The sequence below is a fragment of the Tenacibaculum adriaticum genome (assembly GCF_008124875.1).
GTDB classification, from domain to species: Bacteria; Bacteroidota; Bacteroidia; order Flavobacteriales; family Flavobacteriaceae; genus Polaribacter; species Polaribacter adriaticus.
In genome coordinates this window covers 266971-287703 of the sequence record NZ_VNIA01000001.1, presented here as the reverse complement: position 1 = coordinate 287703, position 20733 = coordinate 266971, and the positions used below count along the sequence as shown (strand labels likewise).

Annotated in this window: 19 protein-coding genes; 10 read left to right on the top strand and 9 right to left on the bottom strand. The window is 30.8% G+C overall.

Annotated elements, in window-relative coordinates:
• Positions 1–57 precede the first annotated feature (57 nt).
• The 3 genes from C7447_RS01405 to C7447_RS01395 all read left to right on the top strand — a co-directional run bounded on the left by C7447_RS01405 (position 58) and on the right by C7447_RS01395 (position 3196).
• A complete protein-coding gene (locus C7447_RS01405) occupies positions 58–1245 on the top strand; it encodes a phosphoglycerate kinase (protein ID WP_148868392.1) in 1188 nt (395 codons plus the stop codon).
• Between the two features lie 5 nt (positions 1246–1250).
• Positions 1251–2291 carry an NADP(H)-dependent aldo-keto reductase gene (locus C7447_RS01400; protein ID WP_148868391.1) on the top strand — a complete coding sequence of 347 codons (1041 nt, stop codon included), beginning with the start codon at positions 1251–1253 and terminating at the stop codon, positions 2289–2291.
• 89 nt (positions 2292–2380) lie between these two features.
• Positions 2381–3196, top strand: coding sequence for an HAD family hydrolase (locus C7447_RS01395; RefSeq protein WP_148868390.1), 816 nt, complete (start codon positions 2381–2383; stop codon positions 3194–3196).
• 11 nt (positions 3197–3207) lie between these two features.
• Here C7447_RS01395 and C7447_RS01390 read toward each other — a convergent pair whose 3' ends face one another.
• Genes C7447_RS01390 through trpS form a run of 3 tightly spaced genes read right to left on the bottom strand, consistent with a single transcriptional unit; the run spans position 3208 to position 4967 of the window.
• Complete coding sequence (locus C7447_RS01390) at positions 3208–3513, bottom strand: DUF6370 family protein (protein ID WP_148868389.1); 306 nt, start codon at positions 3511–3513, stop codon at positions 3208–3210.
• Positions 3514–3537: 24 nt separating this feature from the next.
• Positions 3538–3951, bottom strand: coding sequence for a hypothetical protein (locus tag C7447_RS01385; RefSeq protein WP_148868388.1), 414 nt, complete (start codon positions 3949–3951; stop codon positions 3538–3540).
• Positions 3952–3998: 47 nt separating this feature from the next.
• Positions 3999–4967, bottom strand: coding sequence for a tryptophan--tRNA ligase (trpS, locus tag C7447_RS01380; protein WP_148868387.1), 969 nt, complete (start codon positions 4965–4967; stop codon positions 3999–4001).
• A gap of 123 nt (positions 4968–5090) precedes the next feature.
• On the opposite strand from trpS, the gene C7447_RS01375 reads away from it, so the two are divergent.
• Positions 5091–5885, top strand: a complete 795-nt coding sequence (locus C7447_RS01375; RefSeq protein ID WP_148868386.1) for a lysophospholipid acyltransferase family protein — start codon at positions 5091–5093, stop codon at positions 5883–5885.
• Positions 5854–6495, top strand: coding sequence for a PAQR family membrane homeostasis protein TrhA (gene trhA, locus C7447_RS01370; RefSeq protein WP_148868385.1), 642 nt, complete (start codon positions 5854–5856; stop codon positions 6493–6495). The genes C7447_RS01375 and trhA overlap by 32 nt, the downstream gene beginning before the upstream one ends.
• Before the next feature lie 166 nt (positions 6496–6661).
• Here trhA and C7447_RS01365 read toward each other — a convergent pair whose 3' ends face one another.
• On the bottom strand, positions 6662–7135 hold the full coding sequence (locus C7447_RS01365) for a CYTH domain-containing protein (protein WP_148868384.1): 474 nt from the start codon (positions 7133–7135) through the stop codon (positions 6662–6664).
• A gap of 25 nt (positions 7136–7160) precedes the next feature.
• Here C7447_RS01365 and porZ point away from each other — a divergent pair, with 25 nt between their 5' ends.
• Genes porZ through C7447_RS01345 form a run of 4 tightly spaced genes read left to right on the top strand, consistent with a single transcriptional unit; the run spans position 7161 to position 13062 of the window.
• Positions 7161–9527: a type IX secretion system anionic LPS delivery protein PorZ gene (porZ, locus tag C7447_RS01360; protein WP_246142998.1), complete on the top strand. Its 2367-nt coding sequence runs from the start codon at positions 7161–7163 to the stop codon at positions 9525–9527.
• Position 9528: 1 nt separating this feature from the next.
• The gene (recO, locus tag C7447_RS01355) at positions 9529–10251 is read left to right on the top strand and encodes a DNA repair protein RecO (protein WP_148868383.1); all 723 of its coding nucleotides are present in this window, start codon (positions 9529–9531) and stop codon (positions 10249–10251) included.
• 3 nt (positions 10252–10254) lie between these two features.
• Complete coding sequence (locus tag C7447_RS01350; protein ID WP_148868382.1) at positions 10255–12717, top strand: TonB-dependent receptor; 2463 nt, start codon at positions 10255–10257, stop codon at positions 12715–12717.
• A gap of 54 nt (positions 12718–12771) precedes the next feature.
• Positions 12772–13062 carry a DUF3817 domain-containing protein gene (locus C7447_RS01345; RefSeq protein WP_148868381.1) on the top strand — a complete coding sequence of 97 codons (291 nt, stop codon included), beginning with the start codon at positions 12772–12774 and terminating at the stop codon, positions 13060–13062.
• Position 13063: 1 nt separating this feature from the next.
• On the opposite strand, the gene C7447_RS01340 is transcribed toward C7447_RS01345, so the two are convergent.
• The 4 genes from C7447_RS01340 to C7447_RS01325 form a co-directional block, all read right to left on the bottom strand.
• Positions 13064–13306 carry a MoaD/ThiS family protein gene (locus C7447_RS01340; protein WP_148868380.1) on the bottom strand — a complete coding sequence of 81 codons (243 nt, stop codon included), beginning with the start codon at positions 13304–13306 and terminating at the stop codon, positions 13064–13066.
• Positions 13303–13857 carry a hypothetical protein gene (locus C7447_RS01335; RefSeq protein WP_148868379.1) on the bottom strand — a complete coding sequence of 185 codons (555 nt, stop codon included), beginning with the start codon at positions 13855–13857 and terminating at the stop codon, positions 13303–13305. The genes C7447_RS01340 and C7447_RS01335 overlap by 4 nt, the downstream gene beginning before the upstream one ends.
• A gap of 25 nt (positions 13858–13882) precedes the next feature.
• Positions 13883–16348: a DUF5686 and carboxypeptidase regulatory-like domain-containing protein gene (locus C7447_RS01330; RefSeq protein ID WP_148868378.1), complete on the bottom strand. Its 2466-nt coding sequence runs from the start codon at positions 16346–16348 to the stop codon at positions 13883–13885.
• Between the two features lie 83 nt (positions 16349–16431).
• A complete protein-coding gene (locus C7447_RS01325) occupies positions 16432–19020 on the bottom strand; it encodes an AsmA family protein (RefSeq protein WP_148868377.1) in 2589 nt (862 codons plus the stop codon).
• 98 nt (positions 19021–19118) lie between these two features.
• Here C7447_RS01325 and queG point away from each other — a divergent pair, with 98 nt between their 5' ends.
• Positions 19119–20045 (top strand): tRNA epoxyqueuosine(34) reductase QueG, encoded by a 927-nt coding sequence (queG, locus tag C7447_RS01320; RefSeq protein ID WP_148868376.1) that lies wholly within the window; start codon positions 19119–19121, stop codon positions 20043–20045.
• A 43-nt stretch (positions 20046–20088) separates the two neighbouring features.
• Here the strand turns inward: queG and C7447_RS01315 are convergent, their stop codons facing one another.
• Positions 20089–20682 (bottom strand): PAS domain-containing protein, encoded by a 594-nt coding sequence (locus C7447_RS01315; RefSeq protein WP_148868375.1) that lies wholly within the window; start codon positions 20680–20682, stop codon positions 20089–20091.
• Positions 20683–20733 lie beyond the last annotated feature (51 nt).

The following is a 20733-nucleotide window of genomic DNA, read 5'->3' as shown; positions in this document are numbered from 1 at the left end:
TTACTTATTTTTGTTAGAAATCTTCAAAAAGAAGCAAACATCTAAATATCAATTTTAATGAAAACAATCAACGATTTCAATTTCGAAAACAAAAAAGCATTAATTCGTGTAGATTTTAACGTGCCATTAAACGAACAGTTTGAGGTTACAGACGATACTCGAATTGAATCAGCAAAACCAACTATTATAAAAATTTTAGAAGATGGTGGTAGCTGTGTGTTAATGTCGCATTTAGGGCGTCCAAAAGGAGTTGAAGAAAAATTTTCGTTAAAACATATTGTGGATGCAGTTACTAGGGTGATTGGTGTACAAGTAAAATTTGTTGAAGATTGTATAGGCACAACAGTAGAAGAAGCTGTAGCAAACTTAGAAAACGGTGAAGTTCTATTATTAGAGAACTTACGATTTTATGCTGAAGAAACTGCAGGAGACATTGCTTTTGCAGAAAAATTATCTAAACTAGGAGATGTTTATGTAAACGATGCTTTTGGTACTGCACATAGGGCCCATGCATCCACTACAATTATTGCACAGTTTTTCCCGACAACAAAATGTTTTGGAAGTTTGTTGGCAAAAGAAATTGAGAGTATTGATAAGGTATTGAATAACTCAGAAAAACCAGTTTTAGCAGTTTTAGGAGGAGCCAAAGTTTCTTCTAAAATTACGGTTATAGAAAATATTTTAGATAAAGTTGATCATTTAATCATTGGAGGAGGAATGACATTCACCTTTGTAAAAGCACAAGGAGGAAGTGTTGGGGATTCTATTTGCGAAGATGATAAAATGGATTTAGCGTTAGAAATTTTAGAAAAAGCGAAGGCTAAAAATGTTCAAATTCATATTCCTGTAGATGTGTTGGCTGCTGATGCTTTTTCAAATGATGCAAATACTCAGGTTTTAGATGTTACACAAATTCCTGAAGGCTGGCAAGGATTAGATGCAGGCCCTAAATCGTTGAAAAATTTTAAAAACGTGGTTAACCAATGTAAAACTATTTTATGGAACGGGCCTTTAGGTGTTTTTGAAATGGAAAATTTTGCCAAAGGAACTATTGCATTAGGAAATGCGATTGCAGAAGCTACCGAAAAAGGAGCATTCTCACTTGTTGGTGGAGGAGATTCTGTTGCGGCAGTAAAACAATTTGGGTTTGGAGATAAAGTAAGTTATGTGTCTACCGGTGGAGGAGCCATGTTAGAAATGTTAGAAGGAAAAACCTTACCAGGAATAGAAGCTATTTTAAAATAATTAAAATGAAGTATACAACATTACCCAACACTGATGTAAAAGTTTCTAAAATATGTTTAGGAACGATGACTTGGGGAAATCAAAATACAGAAGCAGAAGGTCACGAACAAATGGATTATGCCTTAGAAAAAGGCGTAAATTTCTTTGATACTGCGGAATTATATTCGGTACCTGCTACTCCAGAAACATACGGTGCAACCGAAAAAATTATAGGTAATTGGTTTAAAAATACAGGAAATCGAGATAAAGTAGTATTGGCTTCTAAAATTGCTGGTGGTGGTGCTTATACAGCACACATTAGAACAGGAGGGTTTAATAGAAAGAATATTGCAGAAGCTATAGAAGGAAGCTTAAAACGCTTGCAAACCGATTATATTGATTTGTATCAATTACATTGGCCAGATCGTGGTGTAAATTGTTTTGGGGTACGTGATTATCCTTATAAAACAGCTGCTGAAGAAGTAGAAAAACATTTAGAGATTTTAGAAACACTAAATGATTTTATCAAACAAGGAAAGATTAAACACGTTGGTTTGTCTAACGAAACGCCTTGGGGAACGATGAAGTATTTGCAAACGGCAAAAGAGCATAATTTACCAAGAATGACTACTATTCAAAACTCCTATTCGTTAATTCATAGAGGTTATGAAGTTGGAATGAGTGAGGTTTCGTTGCGTGAAAATATTGGTTTATTGGCCTATTCACCGTTAGCACAAGGTGTGTTGTCTGGAAAATATTTAGACGGAAAAACACCCGAAGGCGCAAGAGGAACCTTATTTCCACGTTTTATAGCACGTTATATGACAGAAGGTTCTCAAAAAGCAGTTTTTGAATATCAAAAAATCGCTGATAAACACGGATTGAGTTTATCTCAATTATCGTTAGCTTATATCAACCAGTTACCTTTTGTAACGAGTAATATTATTGGAGCTACCAAAATGGATCAACTTAAAGAAAATATTGATTCTATACATATTAATTTATCAGAAGAAATTTTAGCAGAAATTAAAGAGGTACATGCGTTGATTCCAAATCCTGCACCTTAAAAGTTAATCAAAGATTTAAATTAGTATTAGTAATAAAAACTCTGAAGTGTTTTACTTTAGAGTTTTTTCATTTTTAAACAAATTATACAATGGACTTATCTAAAGTAAAACTTGTAGCTACCGATATGGACGGTACTTTGTTAAACTCAAAAGGAGAAGTAAGCGATCGGTTTTTCGAACTTTTTGAAGAATTAAAAAATTTAGGAGTTCTTTTTGTCGCTGCCAGCGGAAGACAATATTATAGTATTGTAGAGAAATTGAAACCAATAAAAGATGAAATATATGTTATTGCTGAAAATGGAGCGTTAACAATGAAGCAAGACCAAGAACTTCAAATAAAAGAAATACATAGAGATGTTTATGTTGATTTAATTGAAACGGTCAAAAAAATAGAAAATACGCAAGTTATTTTCTGCGGAAGAAAAAGAGGATATATAGAAAATTATGGTCAAGATTTTGTAAACTTTTTTTCGGAGTTTTACGATCGTTATGAAATTGTTGACAACTTATCACAGGTAATCAACGATCAATGTTTAAAAATAGCAATTTGTAATCAACAAGGAGCAGAGAAAAACATATACCCTTCAGTAAAACACTTAGAAAATAAATTAAAGGTAAAAGTGTCAGGTGAAGTTTGGTTAGATCTTTCTCACAATTTAGCAGATAAAGGAAATGCGCTATCGCAAATTCAAGAAAAATACAATATATCTTCTGAAGAGACGATGGCTTTTGGTGATTATAATAACGATTTAGAAATGTTGCAAAAAGCAACCTATAGTTTTGCAATGAAAAATGCGCATAAAAATGTTAAAGAAATAGCAAACTACATAACTAAAAGCAATGATGATAACGGCGTAGAGTATATGTTAGAAAAAATGATAGCAGCTAAAAAAAGGCGAGTTTAACTCACCTTTTTTTATTCTATTATTTTAAATTGAGATACTTTATATCGATCGTGTTCTATTTTTCCAGTTATTTTCACTTTTCTAATTGTATTACAAAAGCCTTTATCAATATCATGAGCATCTCCAAAACCGTCTATATGGGCTCCATCAATAAAATAGGTTTTATCATCAATTTTAACAGCTAAGTCGCATCCTTTTTGACTTTTCATGCCAAATTTACATTGTCCACAAGCAGCTTCTGTTATAATTTCTTTTTCTTGTTTTTCTGAATAAGAAAGGAAATTTATTAGAATAAAAAGAAAAATAATTTTTTTCATTTGTATTGTAGTTATTGAAAAAGTTTATCTTAAAATTAAAACACCAATCAAAGTAGATAAAACAATAATTATTAAAAGACCAAATGAAAATAATATATCAGATTCTTTTACATGAGGATTTTTCCCTCCTAAAGAACTGTCAATTTCATCTGAACCTTTTAAATAAAGAATAAAATCTCGATTTTGAATTTTGAAACTTAATGTTTTAAATAACCTATCAAAAAACCAATAAATTATAGGAATACAAAAACCATAATACAAGATCAAATCTCTCTTAATTTTTGTGTTTGAAATTACAAACCCTGATATTCCAAGTAATAAAAGCCCAAAACAAATTAGCCATACAATTTTAGGGTTTTGCCATTTCTTTTTTCTAGTATACAAAAAGAAAAAACTTACTCCTAATGCTACACAAATTCCGATTGTACTATTGTTCATTTATTTCTCTTGAGTTTGATTGTTTTATTGAATAAATAATTATTATTTTAATAACCAATCTTCTCACGAACTCTTTTTAAAACATCTTGAGCAACAACACGAGCTTTTTCAGCTCCAACAGCTAAGGCTTCATCAACTTCATTACGATTTTCCATGTAGTGGTTGTATTTAGCTCTAACATCTGCAAATTTCTCTACAATTAGTTCATAAAGAGCTTGTTTAGCATGTCCGTATCCGTAGTTTCCACCCTCGTAATTTGCTCTCATTTCTGCAATTTGAGTATCCGAAGCTAGTAATTTATATAAAGCAAAAACATTATCGGTGTCAGGGTCTTTAGGGTCTTCTAAGGCTTTACTATCGGTTTGAATTCCCATAATTTGCTTGCGTAATTTTTTATCTGGTAAAAAAATGTTAATAATGTTGTCGCGAGACTTACTCATTTTTTCACCATCCGTTCCAGGAACCAACTTAGTGTACTCTTCAATTTTTGCTGCTGGCGGAACTAAAGTATCTCCAACAATATGATTAAATCTATTTGCAACATCGCGTGTCATTTCAAGATGCTGTAATTGGTCTTTACCAACCGGAACAATTTCTGCATCGTACAACAAAATATCGGCAGCCATTAGCATTGGATAGGTAAATAATCCAGCATTTACATCGGCTAAACGATCAGCTTTGTCTTTAAAACTATGCGCTAAAGTTAAGCGTTGGTAAGGGAAATAACAGCTTAAATACCAGGTTAATTCTGTTGTTTCAGGAACGTCACTTTGACGATAAAAAACGGTTTTATTAATATCGATACCGCAAGCTAGCCAAGTAGCAGCAGTACTGTAGGTATTTTCTCTTAATTGATTTCCATCCTTAATTTGAGTTAATGAGTGCATATCAGCAATAAATAAAAAAGCTTCATTTTCTGGCTGATTAGCCATTTCAATTGCTGGTAAAATAGCCCCTAATAAATTCCCTAAATGTGGGGTCCCTGTACTTTGTACGCCGGTTAAAATTCTTGACATTCTGTAATAATTCTTATGATTTGCTCTTGAAATTTGTCTGTTTTAGCAAGCTTTTAAACTTACTATATCAGCAAAAGTAAGGCTAAAATCCATCAAAGAAAAGAAATTACTATTTTCGCAACTATGAAGTTTTTAAAAATGCCTTTTCAACTGGTTTGGCGTATATGGTTTTATGTGTTGATTTTATCAACTGTAATTATGATGTCTCCTTTTTTATTGATTTTGTCTTCGGATGAAAAATATTATCCGTCATTTTGGAAATTGATTAGAGGATGGTCTTTTTTTTTAATTTATGCAATGGGTTTTCGTTTAAAGATTGATAGAGAGCAAGAAATTGAACCTGATAAAAGTTATATGTTTTGTGCAAATCATGCTTCATTATTAGATGGTTGGGTATTGTGTGCGATGAGTAAAAATCCAATTGTTTTTGTAGGAAAAAAGGAGTTGGTTAAAATACCCATTTTCGGTTTTTTCTACAAAAGAGTAGTGATTATGGTTGATAGAAATAATCTAAAAAGTAGAAAACGCGTGTATGAAATGGCAAAAAAAAGATTGGTTAACGGAACTAGTATTGCTATTTTTCCTGAAGGATTAGTTCCTTCAGAAGATGTTGTTTTAGCTCCTTTTAAAAATGGAGCATTTAGTTTAGCGATTGAACATCAAATACCAATAGTTCCTCAAATATATTATGATTGTAAACGTTTAATCTCTTGGGATGTTTTTAAAGGGTACCCAGGAACCTTTAGGGTTAAACAACTCAAATTTGTAAGTACAAAAGGATTAACAATAGAAGAAAAAGGTTCTTTAAAAGAAAAAACTTTTAATTTAATGTATAACGAACTTATAAAAGATGAGTTATACATGAAAGATACAAATAGATTTAATAATGAGCGAGAATTTAAATCACCGTTATCCTAGAGAAGAAGAACGATTAAATATTTTAACTCATGCATTTGGATTTTTATTGAGTTTAATAGCTTTTCCGTTTTTAATGATTAAATCATTTGATTTTTCTGTGTTTTGGGAAAAAGGTAGTTTTATTATTTATGGATTAAGTTTAATTGTTTTGTATGCCGCGTCTACTTTTTACCACATTTCTTCAGAGCCAAAATTAAGACGTAATCTTAATATTTTTGATCACGCTGCTATTTATGTGTTGATTGCAGGAAGTTATACACCGTTCTGTTTGGTTGCGTTACAATCGCAACTAGGCTGGTATATGTTTCTTTTTGTATGGATTTTTGCACTTGTAGGTGTTGTGCTTAAACTTTTTTTTACGGGAAGATTTGACAAATTGTCTACAGCAATATATTTATTAATGGGATGGCAAGTATTATTTTTTATTAAACCGTTAATTAAGAATTTATCTGATGAAGGATTGTATTATCTTATTGCTGGTGGTCTTTTTTACAGTATTGGCGCAATTTTTTACTCTATTGGAAGAATAAAATACAATCATGCTATTTTTCATGTTTTTGTTTTGCTGGGAAGTTTTAGCCATTTTATAGCCATATACGGTCTTAAATAGCAACTAAAATGTAAAAATTAACAGTTTTTAAGCTGTTAAAATTTGTGAAAAATAAGGAGTTAATAATTTTTGGCTTTATTTTTGCCGTACTAAATACGGTTCATAATAATGGGGATTATAAATTATGTAACTAAATTGTTAGCTCAAACTTCGGTTTGAGCTTTTTTTATTCCCATTTTTTAAAAGGGTGTTTACTTAAGTTTGAATTATAATATTTTATGATACCAGTAACTTCTTTTCCTAACCAAGCAGGTTTTGAAAATTTTTCATCTTCAGAAGAAAGTTCAACTTCTGCAATTAATAAACCTTCGTTGTCTCCAAAAAATTCATCTACTTCAAAAATATGATTCCCCTTTTTTATTAAATATCGATATTTTTCAATAATGCCTTTTTCACACAAATTAAAAAGGTTTTCAGCATCTATTTTTGAGATTTCTTTTTCCCATTCAAAACGAGAAATTCCAGTTTTATTCGATTTTCCTTTAATCGTTAAAAAACCTTTATCATCTTTCAAACGAACACGAACTACACGTTCTTTGTCAGAATTTAAAAACCCTTGCTTTATGTAGTTTTTTTGATGTGCTTCTTGCTTAAAATTATAAGAAGTAATCAAAAATTTACGTTCTATTTCTATGCTCATTTGCTCCGAATTCAAATTTGTACGAATGTATCGTTTTTTATCGTTATTATTAAATATCTTTGATTTTGATATGAAGAAAATAATACTATTTTTCATTCTTTTTTTTACATTAATCACTTATTCTCAAACGGATTTTAGTAATCGCTGGGAGGACTTCTTTTCATATAATAATGTAAAAGATTTTATTACCTCAAATGAGGTATTATATGCATTAACAGACAACGCAGTTTTTACGTATAATTTACAAACGCAAGAAACCGAAAAACTCTCTTCAGTAAATGGATTGTCTGGGGAAACAACTTCTGCAATTCATTATAGTCAAAATAGCAATCGACTGGTAATAGGTTACGAAAATGGATTGTTAGAAGTAGTTGATGAAGACGGTAGAATTACAATCTCACCAGATATTACAAATTTTAATCAATCAGGATTAAAAAGAATCAATAGTATTTACGAGTATAATAACAAGCTTTATTTAGCAACTTCGTTTGCGGTTGTAGTTTATGATATAGAAAATTTAGAATTTGGAGACACATATTTTATTGGAGCAGGGTCTTCGGATGTAAACGTAAACCAAATAACAGTCTTAGGTAACGAAATATATGCAGCCACTAGTAACGGAATTTATGTTGCAGATATTAATAATCCGAATTTGATTGATTCTAACAATTGGAATCTTCGGTTTGCTGGAGATTATCAAAAAATAATTCAGTTTGGTACAAATGTATATGCGGTTTCTAACCAAAGTATTTCTAGAATTTCTGGGGGTTCAGTAACTCAGATGCTAAATTTTACCGAGAATATTAGAGATATAAAATTAAGTGAGAATAAATTAATTGTATCGTTACCAAAAAGAGTAATCGTTTATAACTTTTCTTTGTTACAAATAGGTGAGAATATTTCTACACAAGAGTTTGATTTTAGTTTAAATTCTGCAAACATAAACAATGGAAACCTCTTGTTAGGAACTAATGAGTTCGGAATTTTATCATCTTCAATTTCTTCTCAATCATATACTGAAATTCATCCAGAAGGACCTTTGTCTAACGAAGTTTTTTCCATAGATGCTTACAATAATAATTTATGGATAGTTTATGGAGGCTATGATGCCACGTATACACCTGTTCAAAAAAGACAAGGATATACTCATTTTAATGGAGAAAATTGGATAAATACAAAGTTTGACCCTAACCAACCTAATGGTGATTTGGTTCATGTAACGATTGATAAGACGAAAGAAAACAGGGTTTTTATCAGTTCTTTTGGAGATACAGATCAAATAAATACCGCTCTAACTGGAGGTCTATTAGAAGTGGAAGATGATCAAGAAATAATGTTTTATAATCATTTAAATAGTCCGTTAGAAGATATCGTCCCTAATGACCCCAGTAGGATAACAATTCGTGTTTCTGGGACTATGTTTGATAGAAACGGAAATCTCTGGCTAACTAATCTTATTTCAGATTTTCGCTTAAAAAAGTTATCTCCTTCAGGTCAATGGACTAATTACAATATCAACGACTTATTTTTGATAAATAGAGCAGGGATGAATGAAATTATTATGGATAATAGTAATTCTCTTTGGATTGGTACTCGTGGTAATGGAGTGTGTATTTATAATGAAAATGGAGATAGAAAACGCGCTTTAACAACAGAGCCTACTAAAGGAAGCCTACCTCACTTAAATGTTCGTACTGTAGCTGTAGATAAGAATAATCGAATTTGGCTGGGAACTTTATCTGGCATGGTCGTTTTTAACAATGCTGCGGGTATTTTTGATGCAAATATTTACGATGCAGAACCAATTATAATTTTAGATGATGGAATCCCTAAAAAGTTGTTAGGAAATCAGACTATCAATTCTATTGTAGTAGATGGAGCTAATAACAAATGGTTTGGAACTGATAATGGAGGTGTTTTAAATACAAACCCTAATGGACAAACAACATTGGCTAATTTTAGTAAAGATAATTCACCACTTCCATCAAATAAGATTTTAAAAATTTCAGTAGATGAAACTACAGGGAAGGTTTATTTCGCTACCAATAAAGGGATTGTTGCTTATAACAGTCAAGTTTCTCCCTTTGGAGATGAGTTAGGAGAGGTATATGCGTATCCAAACCCTGTTTTAAAAAATCATAATTCAGTTACTATCGATGGCCGAAATGGAGCTCATTTACCTAAAGGGACAAACGTTAAAATTTTAGATGTTTCTGGTAATTTAGTCTATGAAAGTAATGTTTTAGAAGGTGAGCAGTTACAAGGAGGAAAGGTAGTTTGGAACAAGCGAAATTTAGCTGGAAATAAAGTAGCTTCTGGTGTGTATATTGTATTGTTGGCCAATGAAGATGGTAGTGAAACTTCTACAACAAAAATAGCTATTGTAAATTAACATGGCTATTGTTTCTACCAAAGCGATTGTTTTAAGTACAATAAAGTACGGTGATACTAGCTTAATTGTAAAATGTTTTACAGAGCAAGAAGGTGTAAAAACATATATGCTTAGAGGGGTGTTAAAATCTAAAAGAGGAAAATTAAAACCGGCTTATTTTCAATCATTAACACAATTACAATTAACGGCGAATCATAATTCAAAAAACACGCTAAATTCTTTACGCGAAGTACAGGTTCTTCATCCTTATGAAACGATTTTCACTTCTGTCATAAAACAATCAATTGTTATGTTTTTGTCTGAAGTTTTATCTGGTATTATTAGAGAGGAAGAAGGAAATCATCAATTGTATAATTATTTAGAAACAGCCTTGATTTGGTTAGATACACATGATTCGATATCTAATTTTCACCTGTTGTTTTTATTAAATTTATCTCGCTTCTTAGGGTTTTATCCTGATGTTGTTCAACAAGATGCTGTTGGATTCAATTTACTAGAAGGAGCATTTACAAATTCTATTCATGAAAAATTAACGATTTCTGGGGGTGAATTAGTTTCTTTTAAAAAGCTTCTTGGTATGAATTTTGATGCAATTCACAAAGTCTCTTTTAGTAAAAAAGAAAGGCAAACCGTCTTAAAAACTATAATTCGCTATTTTGAATTGCATCTAGATGGATTTAAAGAACCAAAATCATTAAGTGTTTTAGAAACCGTATTTACTTGATATATGAAACAAATTACTATCTTCTTCTTTTTATTTTGCACCTATTCAATTTTTGCGCAAAAAGCTACAATTATTGAAGCAGAAACAGGCAAACCTATAGAAGCGGTTGCTGTTTTTAATAAAAATAAATCTATTACTTCTGTAACCGATATTAATGGTCTAATAGATGTTTCTAGTTTTAAAGATGATGAGATTATCTATTTTTCTCATGTTTCTTATGCGGAATTCAAAGTAAAAAAATCAACGATAAAAGTTAATGATTTTAAGGTTTATTTGTCAAAGGATTCAGAGCAATTAGATGAGGTGGTAGTTTCGGTATTTAAAAATAATGCTAAAACAAACCGTATTGCAGAGCAAATAGCGGTAATAGAAAAACACGAAATCGAAAAAATTGCTCCACAAACATCAGCAGATTTATTAGCTAGTGTACCTGGTATTAAAGTTCAAAAATCGCAGTTTGGAGGTGGAAGTCCTGTGCTTAGAGGTATGGAAAGTAATCGTGTTCTATTAGTGGTTGATGGAGTTCGAATGAATAACGCTATTTATAGAAAAGGACATTTACAAAATTCAATTACAGTAAGTCCGAGTTTGTTAGATAGAACTGAAGTCGTTTTTGGACCTTCTTCAGTAATTTACGGTTCCGATGCTTTGGGTGGTGTAATTCATTATTATACCAAAACACCTAAATTATCAGAAAAAAAACAGGTAAAAAGTAATTTGTTTTCTCGCTTTTCAACGGTAAATAGTGAAATTACTAACAGTGTTTCTGCAGAAATAAGTTTTCCGAAATGGGCTAGTTTTACCAATGTAACATATAGTGATTATGGGGATTTAACAATGGGTAAAAATCGTTCTCATAGATTTGATGACTGGGGAAAAGTATTTTTCTATTCTGAAAATTTAAATGGAAATTATAAAGAAGATTCAACACCAAATTCAGATCCAAATACACAAAAAAACACTGGTTTTACGCAAACAGATGTTTTACAAAAATTCTATGTTCCATTATCAAAAAATACCGATTTAAAAGTTAATATTCAGTACTCAACGTCATCTAACATTCCACGATTTGATCGTTTGACAGAAACTAAAGATGGAGATTTGAAGTTTGCTGAATGGTATTATGGTCCGCAAGAGCGTTTGTTAATTTCTTCGCAATTAGACATCAATCCAAAGAAAAAATGGATAGATAAAGGAACTTTTACACTAGCTTATCAAGATATTAAAGAGAGTCGAATGCAACGTAAGCTTGGTAGTTTAGATAGATCTTACAGAAAGGAAAATGTAGATGTATTTAGTGTAACTGGAGATTTTTCTGTAGCAACGGATACGAATAGAGATTTAGGGTACGGATTTGAAGTTGCATACAACGATGTTGGGTCAAATTCTTATGGAAAAACGTTAAACATTGTGAATAATCAAATCGATGGTTTTTCTGGAGATTTTCCTGTGCAATCTCGTTATGCAGATGGTGGAGGAAGCTATTTTAATTCTGCTTTGTATGTAGATTATCGTCAAGATGTTTCAAAAAAGTCAACTTTAAATACAGGGGTTCGTTTTACGCAAACTAATTTAAAAGCAAAGTGGATTGACAATACTTTTATTACATTACCAAGCAATGAGATTAGTTTAAATAATAGTGCGTTTACGGCAACGATAGGTTATGTGTATAAGCCAAATAGAACCTGGCAACTTAATACGGTTATTTCTTCTGGTTTTCGATCTCCAAATTTAGATGATGTAGGAAAAGTAAGAGAGAAAAACGGCAATGTAACGGTACCAAATATTAATTTAAAACCAGAGCATGCTTATAATGCTGAAATAGGTGCTCAGAAGTATTTTAACGATCGTAAATTCAGAGTTGGAGCTAATGTGTATTATACATTGTTGCGAAACTATATATATAGAGAAGCGTTTCAGTTAAATGGTAGTTCAACAATTATGTATGATGGAGAAGAAGGAAATATTGTGGCAAATGTGAATAAAGGAAATGCCTACATAACAGGTTTTACAGCGAGTTACCAAGGAAAATTACATAAGAATTGGACAACATCAGGCTCTGTAACGTACACAAAAGGAAAAGCTTTTGACACAAATGAACCGATGTCTTCTATTCCACCGGTATTTGGAAATTTTGATTTAAATTATGTGAATAGTAAATTAGAAGCTGGTGCAGACGTACGTTTTAATGCTCGTAAAAATATTACGGATTATAACTTAGTAGAAGGAATAGATAATCAAAACCAAACACCTGTTATAAATCCAGATGCTGAAAAAGATATTGATAAATATTACGGTACGCCAAGTTGGATGGCAGTTGGTCTTTACAGTAAATATTCAATTAATGATAATTTTGCTTTGCAAGCAAGAATGAGTAATATATTCGACCAGCATTATAAAGAATTTGCATCAGGGATTTCTGCTCCAGGACGCAATTTTTCATTAGCTTTGTTTGCGAATTTATAGCATGTAATTACCACGAATAATGACGTAGTAATCTTTAAATCGATTTAAAATATAATGATAAACATTTTTAAAGTAGTTAGTTTTTTAGAAGGAGTTTCGTATTTATTATTAATGTTTTTAGGAATGCCTTATAAATATTTAGAAAGTTTAGGAAATGATCCTATATATGTAAAAATGTTTGGAATGCCACACGGAATTTTATTCGTTGCCTACATTGTTTTAGCTTTTCTTTTAAAACCTGTTTTTAAATGGAGTATTAAAGAATTCGGAATTGTTTGCTTACTGTCTTTACTTCCTTTCGGAACATTTTTTGTTGGTAAATATTTAAAAAAAGACGTAGCATAATTTATCCACCACTTACAGGTGGTATAATAGCTACCACATCATTTGGGTTGATTTGGATCTCTTCAGAAGCATATTCTTCGTTAACTGCAATAGCGTAGGAATCTATGTTTTTTAACTGTGGGTAACTCTTTACTAAAGTCGATTTTAAATTTGAAACAGTACTGTTTTCTTCTATTTCGAAATCTAAAGATGAGGTTTCTAGTAAATCGGTAGTAATACCAAATAGCAATAACTTTATGTTCATCGGTGTTTTTTGTTATAGAGTAATAATCTTTTTCGGCATTCAAAGTCATCGATTTTAATGCTAGAAACATCTTCAATTTTAAAAATTGCCAACCCTTTATCTTCACCTAAATCACCAATACATCTAAACGAAAAAGTAAGTTCGTTTTTAGCTTCAACAAAACCTTGGTAATAATCGTCATTATTTATTTGAAGGCTAAGCATTACTTTTCTCTCTTTTAAATATAAATCTAACACTTGATTTTGCCAATCTTCATCATCTAAATCACTGTAAAACTTATTGATGTAATTTGTAGCATGTAATGCTTCTTGGTTTTTCGCTAAAAATTCGATAGTATTTGTAAAGCTATCATTAAAATCTATCCGTTCAATTTCTGAGATGATTTGAAGGGTAACTCCATCATTTTGGCCGTATTTGGTATACTGTTGTAGTTGAATAACATCGTCGCTATAATCTAGTACGACGCCACAGTAAAAGCCAACATCACCATATAAACTAATACCAATAACTTTTTTATTGATTTTAGATTTTTCAAGTACTTCGTAAAACATAGGCCTTATTTTATGGTAAAGGTACTTAATCAAACAAACTTATACCAAATACAAAACCATTTTGTTTATTTCCGTTGTAGTTAGATTGCACATAATCTACACGTAAAAAACGCCATTTTCCCCAGCCAATATTATCTAATCCGATAGAGTATTCGGTATATGGTTTTCTTTCGCCAGAAAAATAACTTTTTGCACTTACTATGGTATGAAAGTTCAGTTTATTAAGCAGTGGAATTTTACCTAATAAAAACCCTTTAAAATTATGTTGGGTATGAATTTCACCATATTTATCATTCGTACTAAATTCATAGTAAGGAAGCAAATTAAAACTACTCATCCTGTTTTTAGGAGCTAAGTCTATTTCATTACCTAGCGGATGATAATAGTCCATAAAAGCGATATCTTTTTTGTTTAAAAACAAACCTCCTCTAAGATTATAGTCAAAATCTCCAAGGTTACCCAACATGAGGTTTTGTTGTAACCTAGAAAATATTAAATCAGAATGCAAGTTGATATTATCAGAACCGAATGTTTTTCTGTATCCAATAGATAATGTTGGGTATCTATGATTACGAACGGTATAACGTGCGTTTGGGTATGTAATATACTTATTACCGAAGTAAATACGTGTAGAAACTTCTGCAGTAAAAATATTGTGTTCATTAAAAGGAGCAATTAAACCCGTAGGGTTAACTGGGTTATTGGTTTCGAAGATTCTATCTTTATTAAAAAAAGAATAATCTGTCGTGTTAAAAAGAGGTTTTCGATGAGCATATTCTAAAGAAGAATAGAAGCGAATACCAGTAGTGAGTTCTTGCGAAAAATCTACTTTCGCAAATGATTTCTCATAATATTTAGCATAATTACGTTTGCCAAATAAGGTATATATACTGTTGTAAAAGTTAGAGATTGGATTTCGATCGTCAAACTGAGTAGCTGTAATTCCTGTTGAAATATTTAATCTTGGTTTATCAAAGTTGTTCCAACTTTTAGAAAAATAAGCTACCGGTCTAAGTTTTTTTTCAGAGAAACCATAATTTACATCAATACTTGTATTCCAATTATTTCCATAATCATTTATTTTTTTAGAGTATTTAAAACCGATACTAGAATTATAACCTTGAATAGTGTTAAAGCCTAAATTTTTTAAAATACCGCTGTAATCAATATTCCATTTTTCGTTACTATTTTGATAAGAATATCCTAAAACTGGAGAAAGCATTTTTAATTTATTTCTTTGAGTATCGACGGAATCAAGGTATTTTTTTGAGTTATGAACAAGTTTGATGCTGTCTTTTTCGATATAATCTTTTTTCTCTTCTAAAGTTAAAGGAACAGACCTTAAGGCATTCCAATACACCGAATCTTTTTTTGTTGCATCTTTTTCAAAAGATAAAATTTCTTTATCAAAAGTGTTTTCGGTAAAATTAGGTTCAAAGTTATAGTTGGAATAAGAAGCTGAAAAACGACCTTTCATATTAAAACCGAGAAAACCTACCTTAAAATCGATGGTCTGCAAAATAATTGCCCAAATTTTTGTTTTTGCATCGTAATTATAATTCTGTTTAAGATGCAAAACATCAATAGCAGGGTTGTTAATTTGAGCTCCAGTTGCCGTAAGGTCTGCTCCGTAAACAGCCCAATCATCTTCAACAATATAAATATGCCCGCCAAAAACACGATCATTTTCACGACGTGGAATGAGTTTAATTTTATCAATTAGTTTATTGTTTTTATCATAAAAAGATCCTTCTAACTTAAATCGATAATAGCTAAAAGCATAATCAGAAATAGGCGAAAATAAATTGGCATTAGCAACAGGAACTTGATTTTTATATAGATTGAAGTTTACTTCTGCGGCTCTGTTGAATGAAATACCGTTATCTCTTCCGCTTACCTTAGAAGCTATAATTATTTCTTTAAAATTCTTTGGTTTTTTTTGATAGGTAATTTTTGAAATGGTTTCAGATAAGTAAATAATTCCACTTCTTGTAGAATCTAATCCTCCACCTAAATCACCAATCTCTCGTCCTAAGATTTTCTTTGGAGCATCTTTAATTTTAAACAATCCACGAGAGTAAAAATCGGCCGTATATTTTCCAGCTTTATTTGCGTTCTTTTCTTTGTTTGCAATTACGCTTCTAATAATTTTATTTGCAGGGTTTTCTTTTGAAGAGACTTCAACTTCGTTTAAAAACTCTTGTTCTTCAGTCATTTGCGCGTTCAGACGAAGCGGAAGGATATCAACATTAACAGTCTTCTTAATGGTTTTAAATCCTAAAAATTGAAAAACTATTGTATGTTTTCCTGGTTTTTTAAGGTCTAATTCATACCAGCCATTATCGTTGGTAGTGGTGCCTGTTAAAGAACTTTCTAAATAAATACTTACATACGGAAGTGGTTGATTATTTTTATCGGTTACTTTTCCTTTTATCTGTGCAGACAAAACAATTGATGTAAATACAAATAGAAGCAGCGTAACCTTTTTCATAGCCAGATTAGTTTGTGAATAAAACAAACATAAACTAAATATTAATAATCAATTACTTATAAAATGTTAAAGAAGTTTTTTGATTATTCTTTTTTCTTCTTCTTTTTACCAAACAACCCACCTAAAACATCTTTAACTTTCTCAACTGTTTTATCTTCTTTATTGGTTGCAGTACTATCTTTTTTACTACCTAAAATGTTGCCGACTGCCTTGTCAATTAACTTAGTTTTTTGCTTTTTAACGAGTTCACTAGTTAAATTGCTAACAGCAGAACTTAAATCCGTTTTTACTGTCGGACTTGTAAAATTCCCTGATAGGTTTGCAGTTACTGGTACACTAACGTTTTGCTCGTTATCGTTTAATTTACCTAATAAGTTCTTAACATCGCTGCCTAAGTATTTTGCAGGTACATTAAAAGTTGCATTATAATTCATTAATTGATCTAAACTATGACTTCCTTCCACAGTTATATCAATATCATTGTATTTAATATTAAAAGGTTTTACGCTAACTTTTCCGTCGTCAAAAGAAAGGTTTGTTTTTAGATCTTTTAAGTTTAATTTTTTAAGGTCGATAAAACTTAATTTGTCATCTAATAAACTTAACGCTTTTGAGTTTTTAGGGTCGATATTAGAAGCCAATACTTCAGCCAAAGCTTTTCCTGAAATTGAAGCTAGATTGGGTGTAAAGTCATCTTTTAAGTCCCCAGATAAATCTATATTTGTATTTAATTCTCCTTTTAAAACGTTAGCAACTGGCGATAACATTTTAAATATTTCTAATTTTGCAAAAGATTGAGAAATGTCGAATGATTTGATTCCTAAATTCATATCAAAAATAGGCTTTTCTTTTTGTGTATTTACGGTACCGTTAAGTGCAATATTTCCACCAAACATGTTTCCGTTTACATTTTTTAAAGTGGCTTTTTCATCTTTTAAAATTAAAATACCTGTTACATTTTCTAGTTTTAAATTATCATAATACACTTCTTTGGCAGAAGCGTTTACAACACAATCTAAAAACGCTGGAATTTTTAATTTTTCTTTAGGTTGATCTTTTGAATCTGAGACTTCTTTTTTCTCATTTTCACCAGTATCCGAAGTCATAAAATCACTTACTTTAAATGATGAAGAGTTTAAGTTGAAATTTCCTTGTAAATTTTTATCAGATAATAAAAATCCTAATAAACCAGTAATGGTTCCCGTAGCTTTTAAGTCCGTTGTTCCTGTTTTAGCATCAAAATTTGTTAATGTTATTTTGCTGGGTTGAAAATCGACTTCAGCATTTTTAATGTGAATAGGATTCACTACATCTTCAGAAGCGTAAACAAATTCGTTAATACTTAATTTTCCCTGATTGTTTATACGTTGATATATGTTTTTTTGAATAGCTTCCATATCAAAGGAAGAAGATAAATCGGCATTTATAGTTCCGCTTAATTCATTTTTTAAATCAATCGGATATACTTCATTAATATGGGCTAAGTTTAATTTTCCTTTTATCGAAGCATTTACCAGTGGATTGCTTGTTAAATTTTGAATTTTTGCTTTTCCACTAAACACATTGTCGTCTATTTTAAAAGATAAATTAGCAACATCTACAAACGTATTTTCTATAAAACCTGTGGTGTTTTTAATATTAGTGTTAATGTGAATATTTTGTACGCTTTTAGGTAAACTAGGGTATTTAAAGGAAGCGTTGTTTGAGCTAATATTTACATCAATTTTTGGGATATGTTTATCATCAACAATTCCGTTTACTTTTCCTGTAATACTAAAATCTCCTGTGGTTTTTACATCAGCAATGTTTTTTGCGTATTGCTCTGGAATTAAAGCTAAAAAGTTTCTAAAATCTGACGAAGGAGTTTTAAAATCGATGTCAACTTCTTGATTATTTTCATTTAACTTAACAAAACCATTAAAAATTAAAGGAAGTTGATTTATATGCGCCTCGTTCTTTAAGAAAGAAAATTTACTATTCGCTAAATCCATAGCTAAAACAGCAGATAAATCTAATTTTTGATTCTTTATATATGAACTTTTATCCATTTTAAAGGAAATAGAGGTGGCAGTTTTTGTGTCGAGTTCTACATTTTGTTGAGAGAAATCACCACTTCCAGAGTGATTAAAATCAGATAAAACAAGCTCCATTTTTCCTTTTTTATCAGTATATTTTATCGTAGCGTTTTCTATTTTATAAGAATTAACAGAAAGTTTAAAAGTACTCGGTTCGTTAGTGTCTGTTTCCTCAGTCTCTTTATTGTTAGAGTCTTCCTTAGCGATATCGTAGTTGGTGTTTCCTTTTTCATCAATCAAAACATTCACCAAAGCGTTATCAATTGTAAAAGAATTAATATTTAATTGGTCCCCCGTATTTTTAAAGATTTCAGTGAGTTTTAAGTTCAAGTTAACATTCTGACTGTAAAACAGAGTGTCTCCTTCAAAAGGTTTAAAATTAATTACCGAAACATCGGAAAGATTTACAGAAGCCTTTGGAAAACTTCTAAGTAAACTTAAATCAGCATCCGCAAACTCAACTTTAGCGTTTACATTATTATTAATAGTTTCTTTAATTAAAGCGACTAATTTATCTTGAAATAAATAAGGAATTAAGGCTAAAGCGAGAATAAAAACGATAAGTATTCCAGCGACTATTTTAATAACTTTTTTCATAAGGAATGGGGTTTCTGATAAAAATAAATTCGATTATTGAATTAAAGGATAAAGTTAAAAGATATCTGTAATATTGTAGTTAATAAAATGTTTATTTTTTGAATCGACAACAGGAATATTCGCAAATTATAAAAAAACAAGCAAAACGCTTGGGTTTTTTGGCTTGTGGTATTGCTAAAGCAGATTTTTTAGAAGACGAAGCACCGAGGTTAGAAAAGTGGTTACAAAATGATTTTCATGCGGAAATGAGCTATATGGAGAATCATTTTGATAAACGGTTAGATCCAAGGTTATTGGTTGATGGAGCAAAATCGGTTGTATCGTTATCATATAATTATTTCCCTTCGGAAGCCCAGCAAGAGGGTACTTATAAAATCGCAAAATACGCTTACGGAGAAGATTATCATCATGTTATAAAAGATAAATTATTTGAACTATTAGAATGCATTCGTACAGAGATCGGAGAAGTTGATGGGCGGTGTTTTGTAGATTCAGCACCTGTTTTAGAACGTGCTTGGGCAGAAAAAGCAGGTCTTGGTTGGAATGGAAAACACACCTTGCTTATTCAAAAACAACAAGGATCTTTTTTCTTTTTGGCGGAATTAATTATAGATTTAGAATTGGCATACGATGAGCCTTTTACAACCAATCATTGCGGAACTTGTACGAAATGTATTGATGCTTGCCCTACACAAGCTATTTTACCCAATAACCAATTAGATGCTAATAAATGTATATCGTATTTAACGATTGAATTACGGGATAATATTCCAACAGATTTTAAAAATAAGATGGAAGATTGGATGTTTGGTTGTGATGTGTGTCAGGATGTTTGTCCATGGAATCGATTTTCAAAACCACATAACGAGCCTTTATTTCAGCCCAAAGAAAATATGCTTGAAATGACCAAGCGAGATTGGCAAGAAATAACAGAAGAAACATTTCGGAAAGTGTTTAAAAAATCTGCTGTTAAGCGAACAAAATTTACTGGATTAACTAGAAATATTAATTTTTTAGATAATTAATTAACTACGTCAATTTTATGGTTATTGACGTAGTTATGAATCTTTATTCTTGGTAATCACTAAAAAAAAACCAATTTAAATTTAGTTTTCTTTTGTTTTTTTCTAATTCTTTAGTGGTTTCATCTTCAAACAAATCAACAACAAATTCATTGTAATTTTTTCCTATTTCTTCATTTAAATAAGCGTTAAAATATAATTCGCTAGCTTTTTCGCCTTTAGATTTTTCAATTTCTAGAAGTGTTTTGTATAAAGGTTTTATTTTTTTTACAACTCCGTCAGGAACTGCTTTTCTTCTAGCTGTATAACCAGTAATTTCTCCTTTTTCATTTTTATCAATAGTAAAATCTGTAATTACCCAATAGTACCTGCCGGTTTTTGTAAGGTTTTTAACAATTGCATGAAAATTTTCTCCTTTCTTAAGAGCGTCCCATAAAGCTTTAAAAGCGACTTTTGGCATATCTGGGTGCCTAATAATATTGTGAGGTTCACCAATTAATTCCAATGTACTATATTCACAAGTGTTTGAAAAAACATCATTAGCATATAAAATAGTTCCATAAACATCAGTTTTACTTACAATTGTTTTAGTCTTATCCCATTTTACCTCTTCGTTAATAATTTCTTGGGTAATATTCATGATTTATAAAATTTTTAATTAAAACAGTACAAAGGTGAGTTATCGCTATAG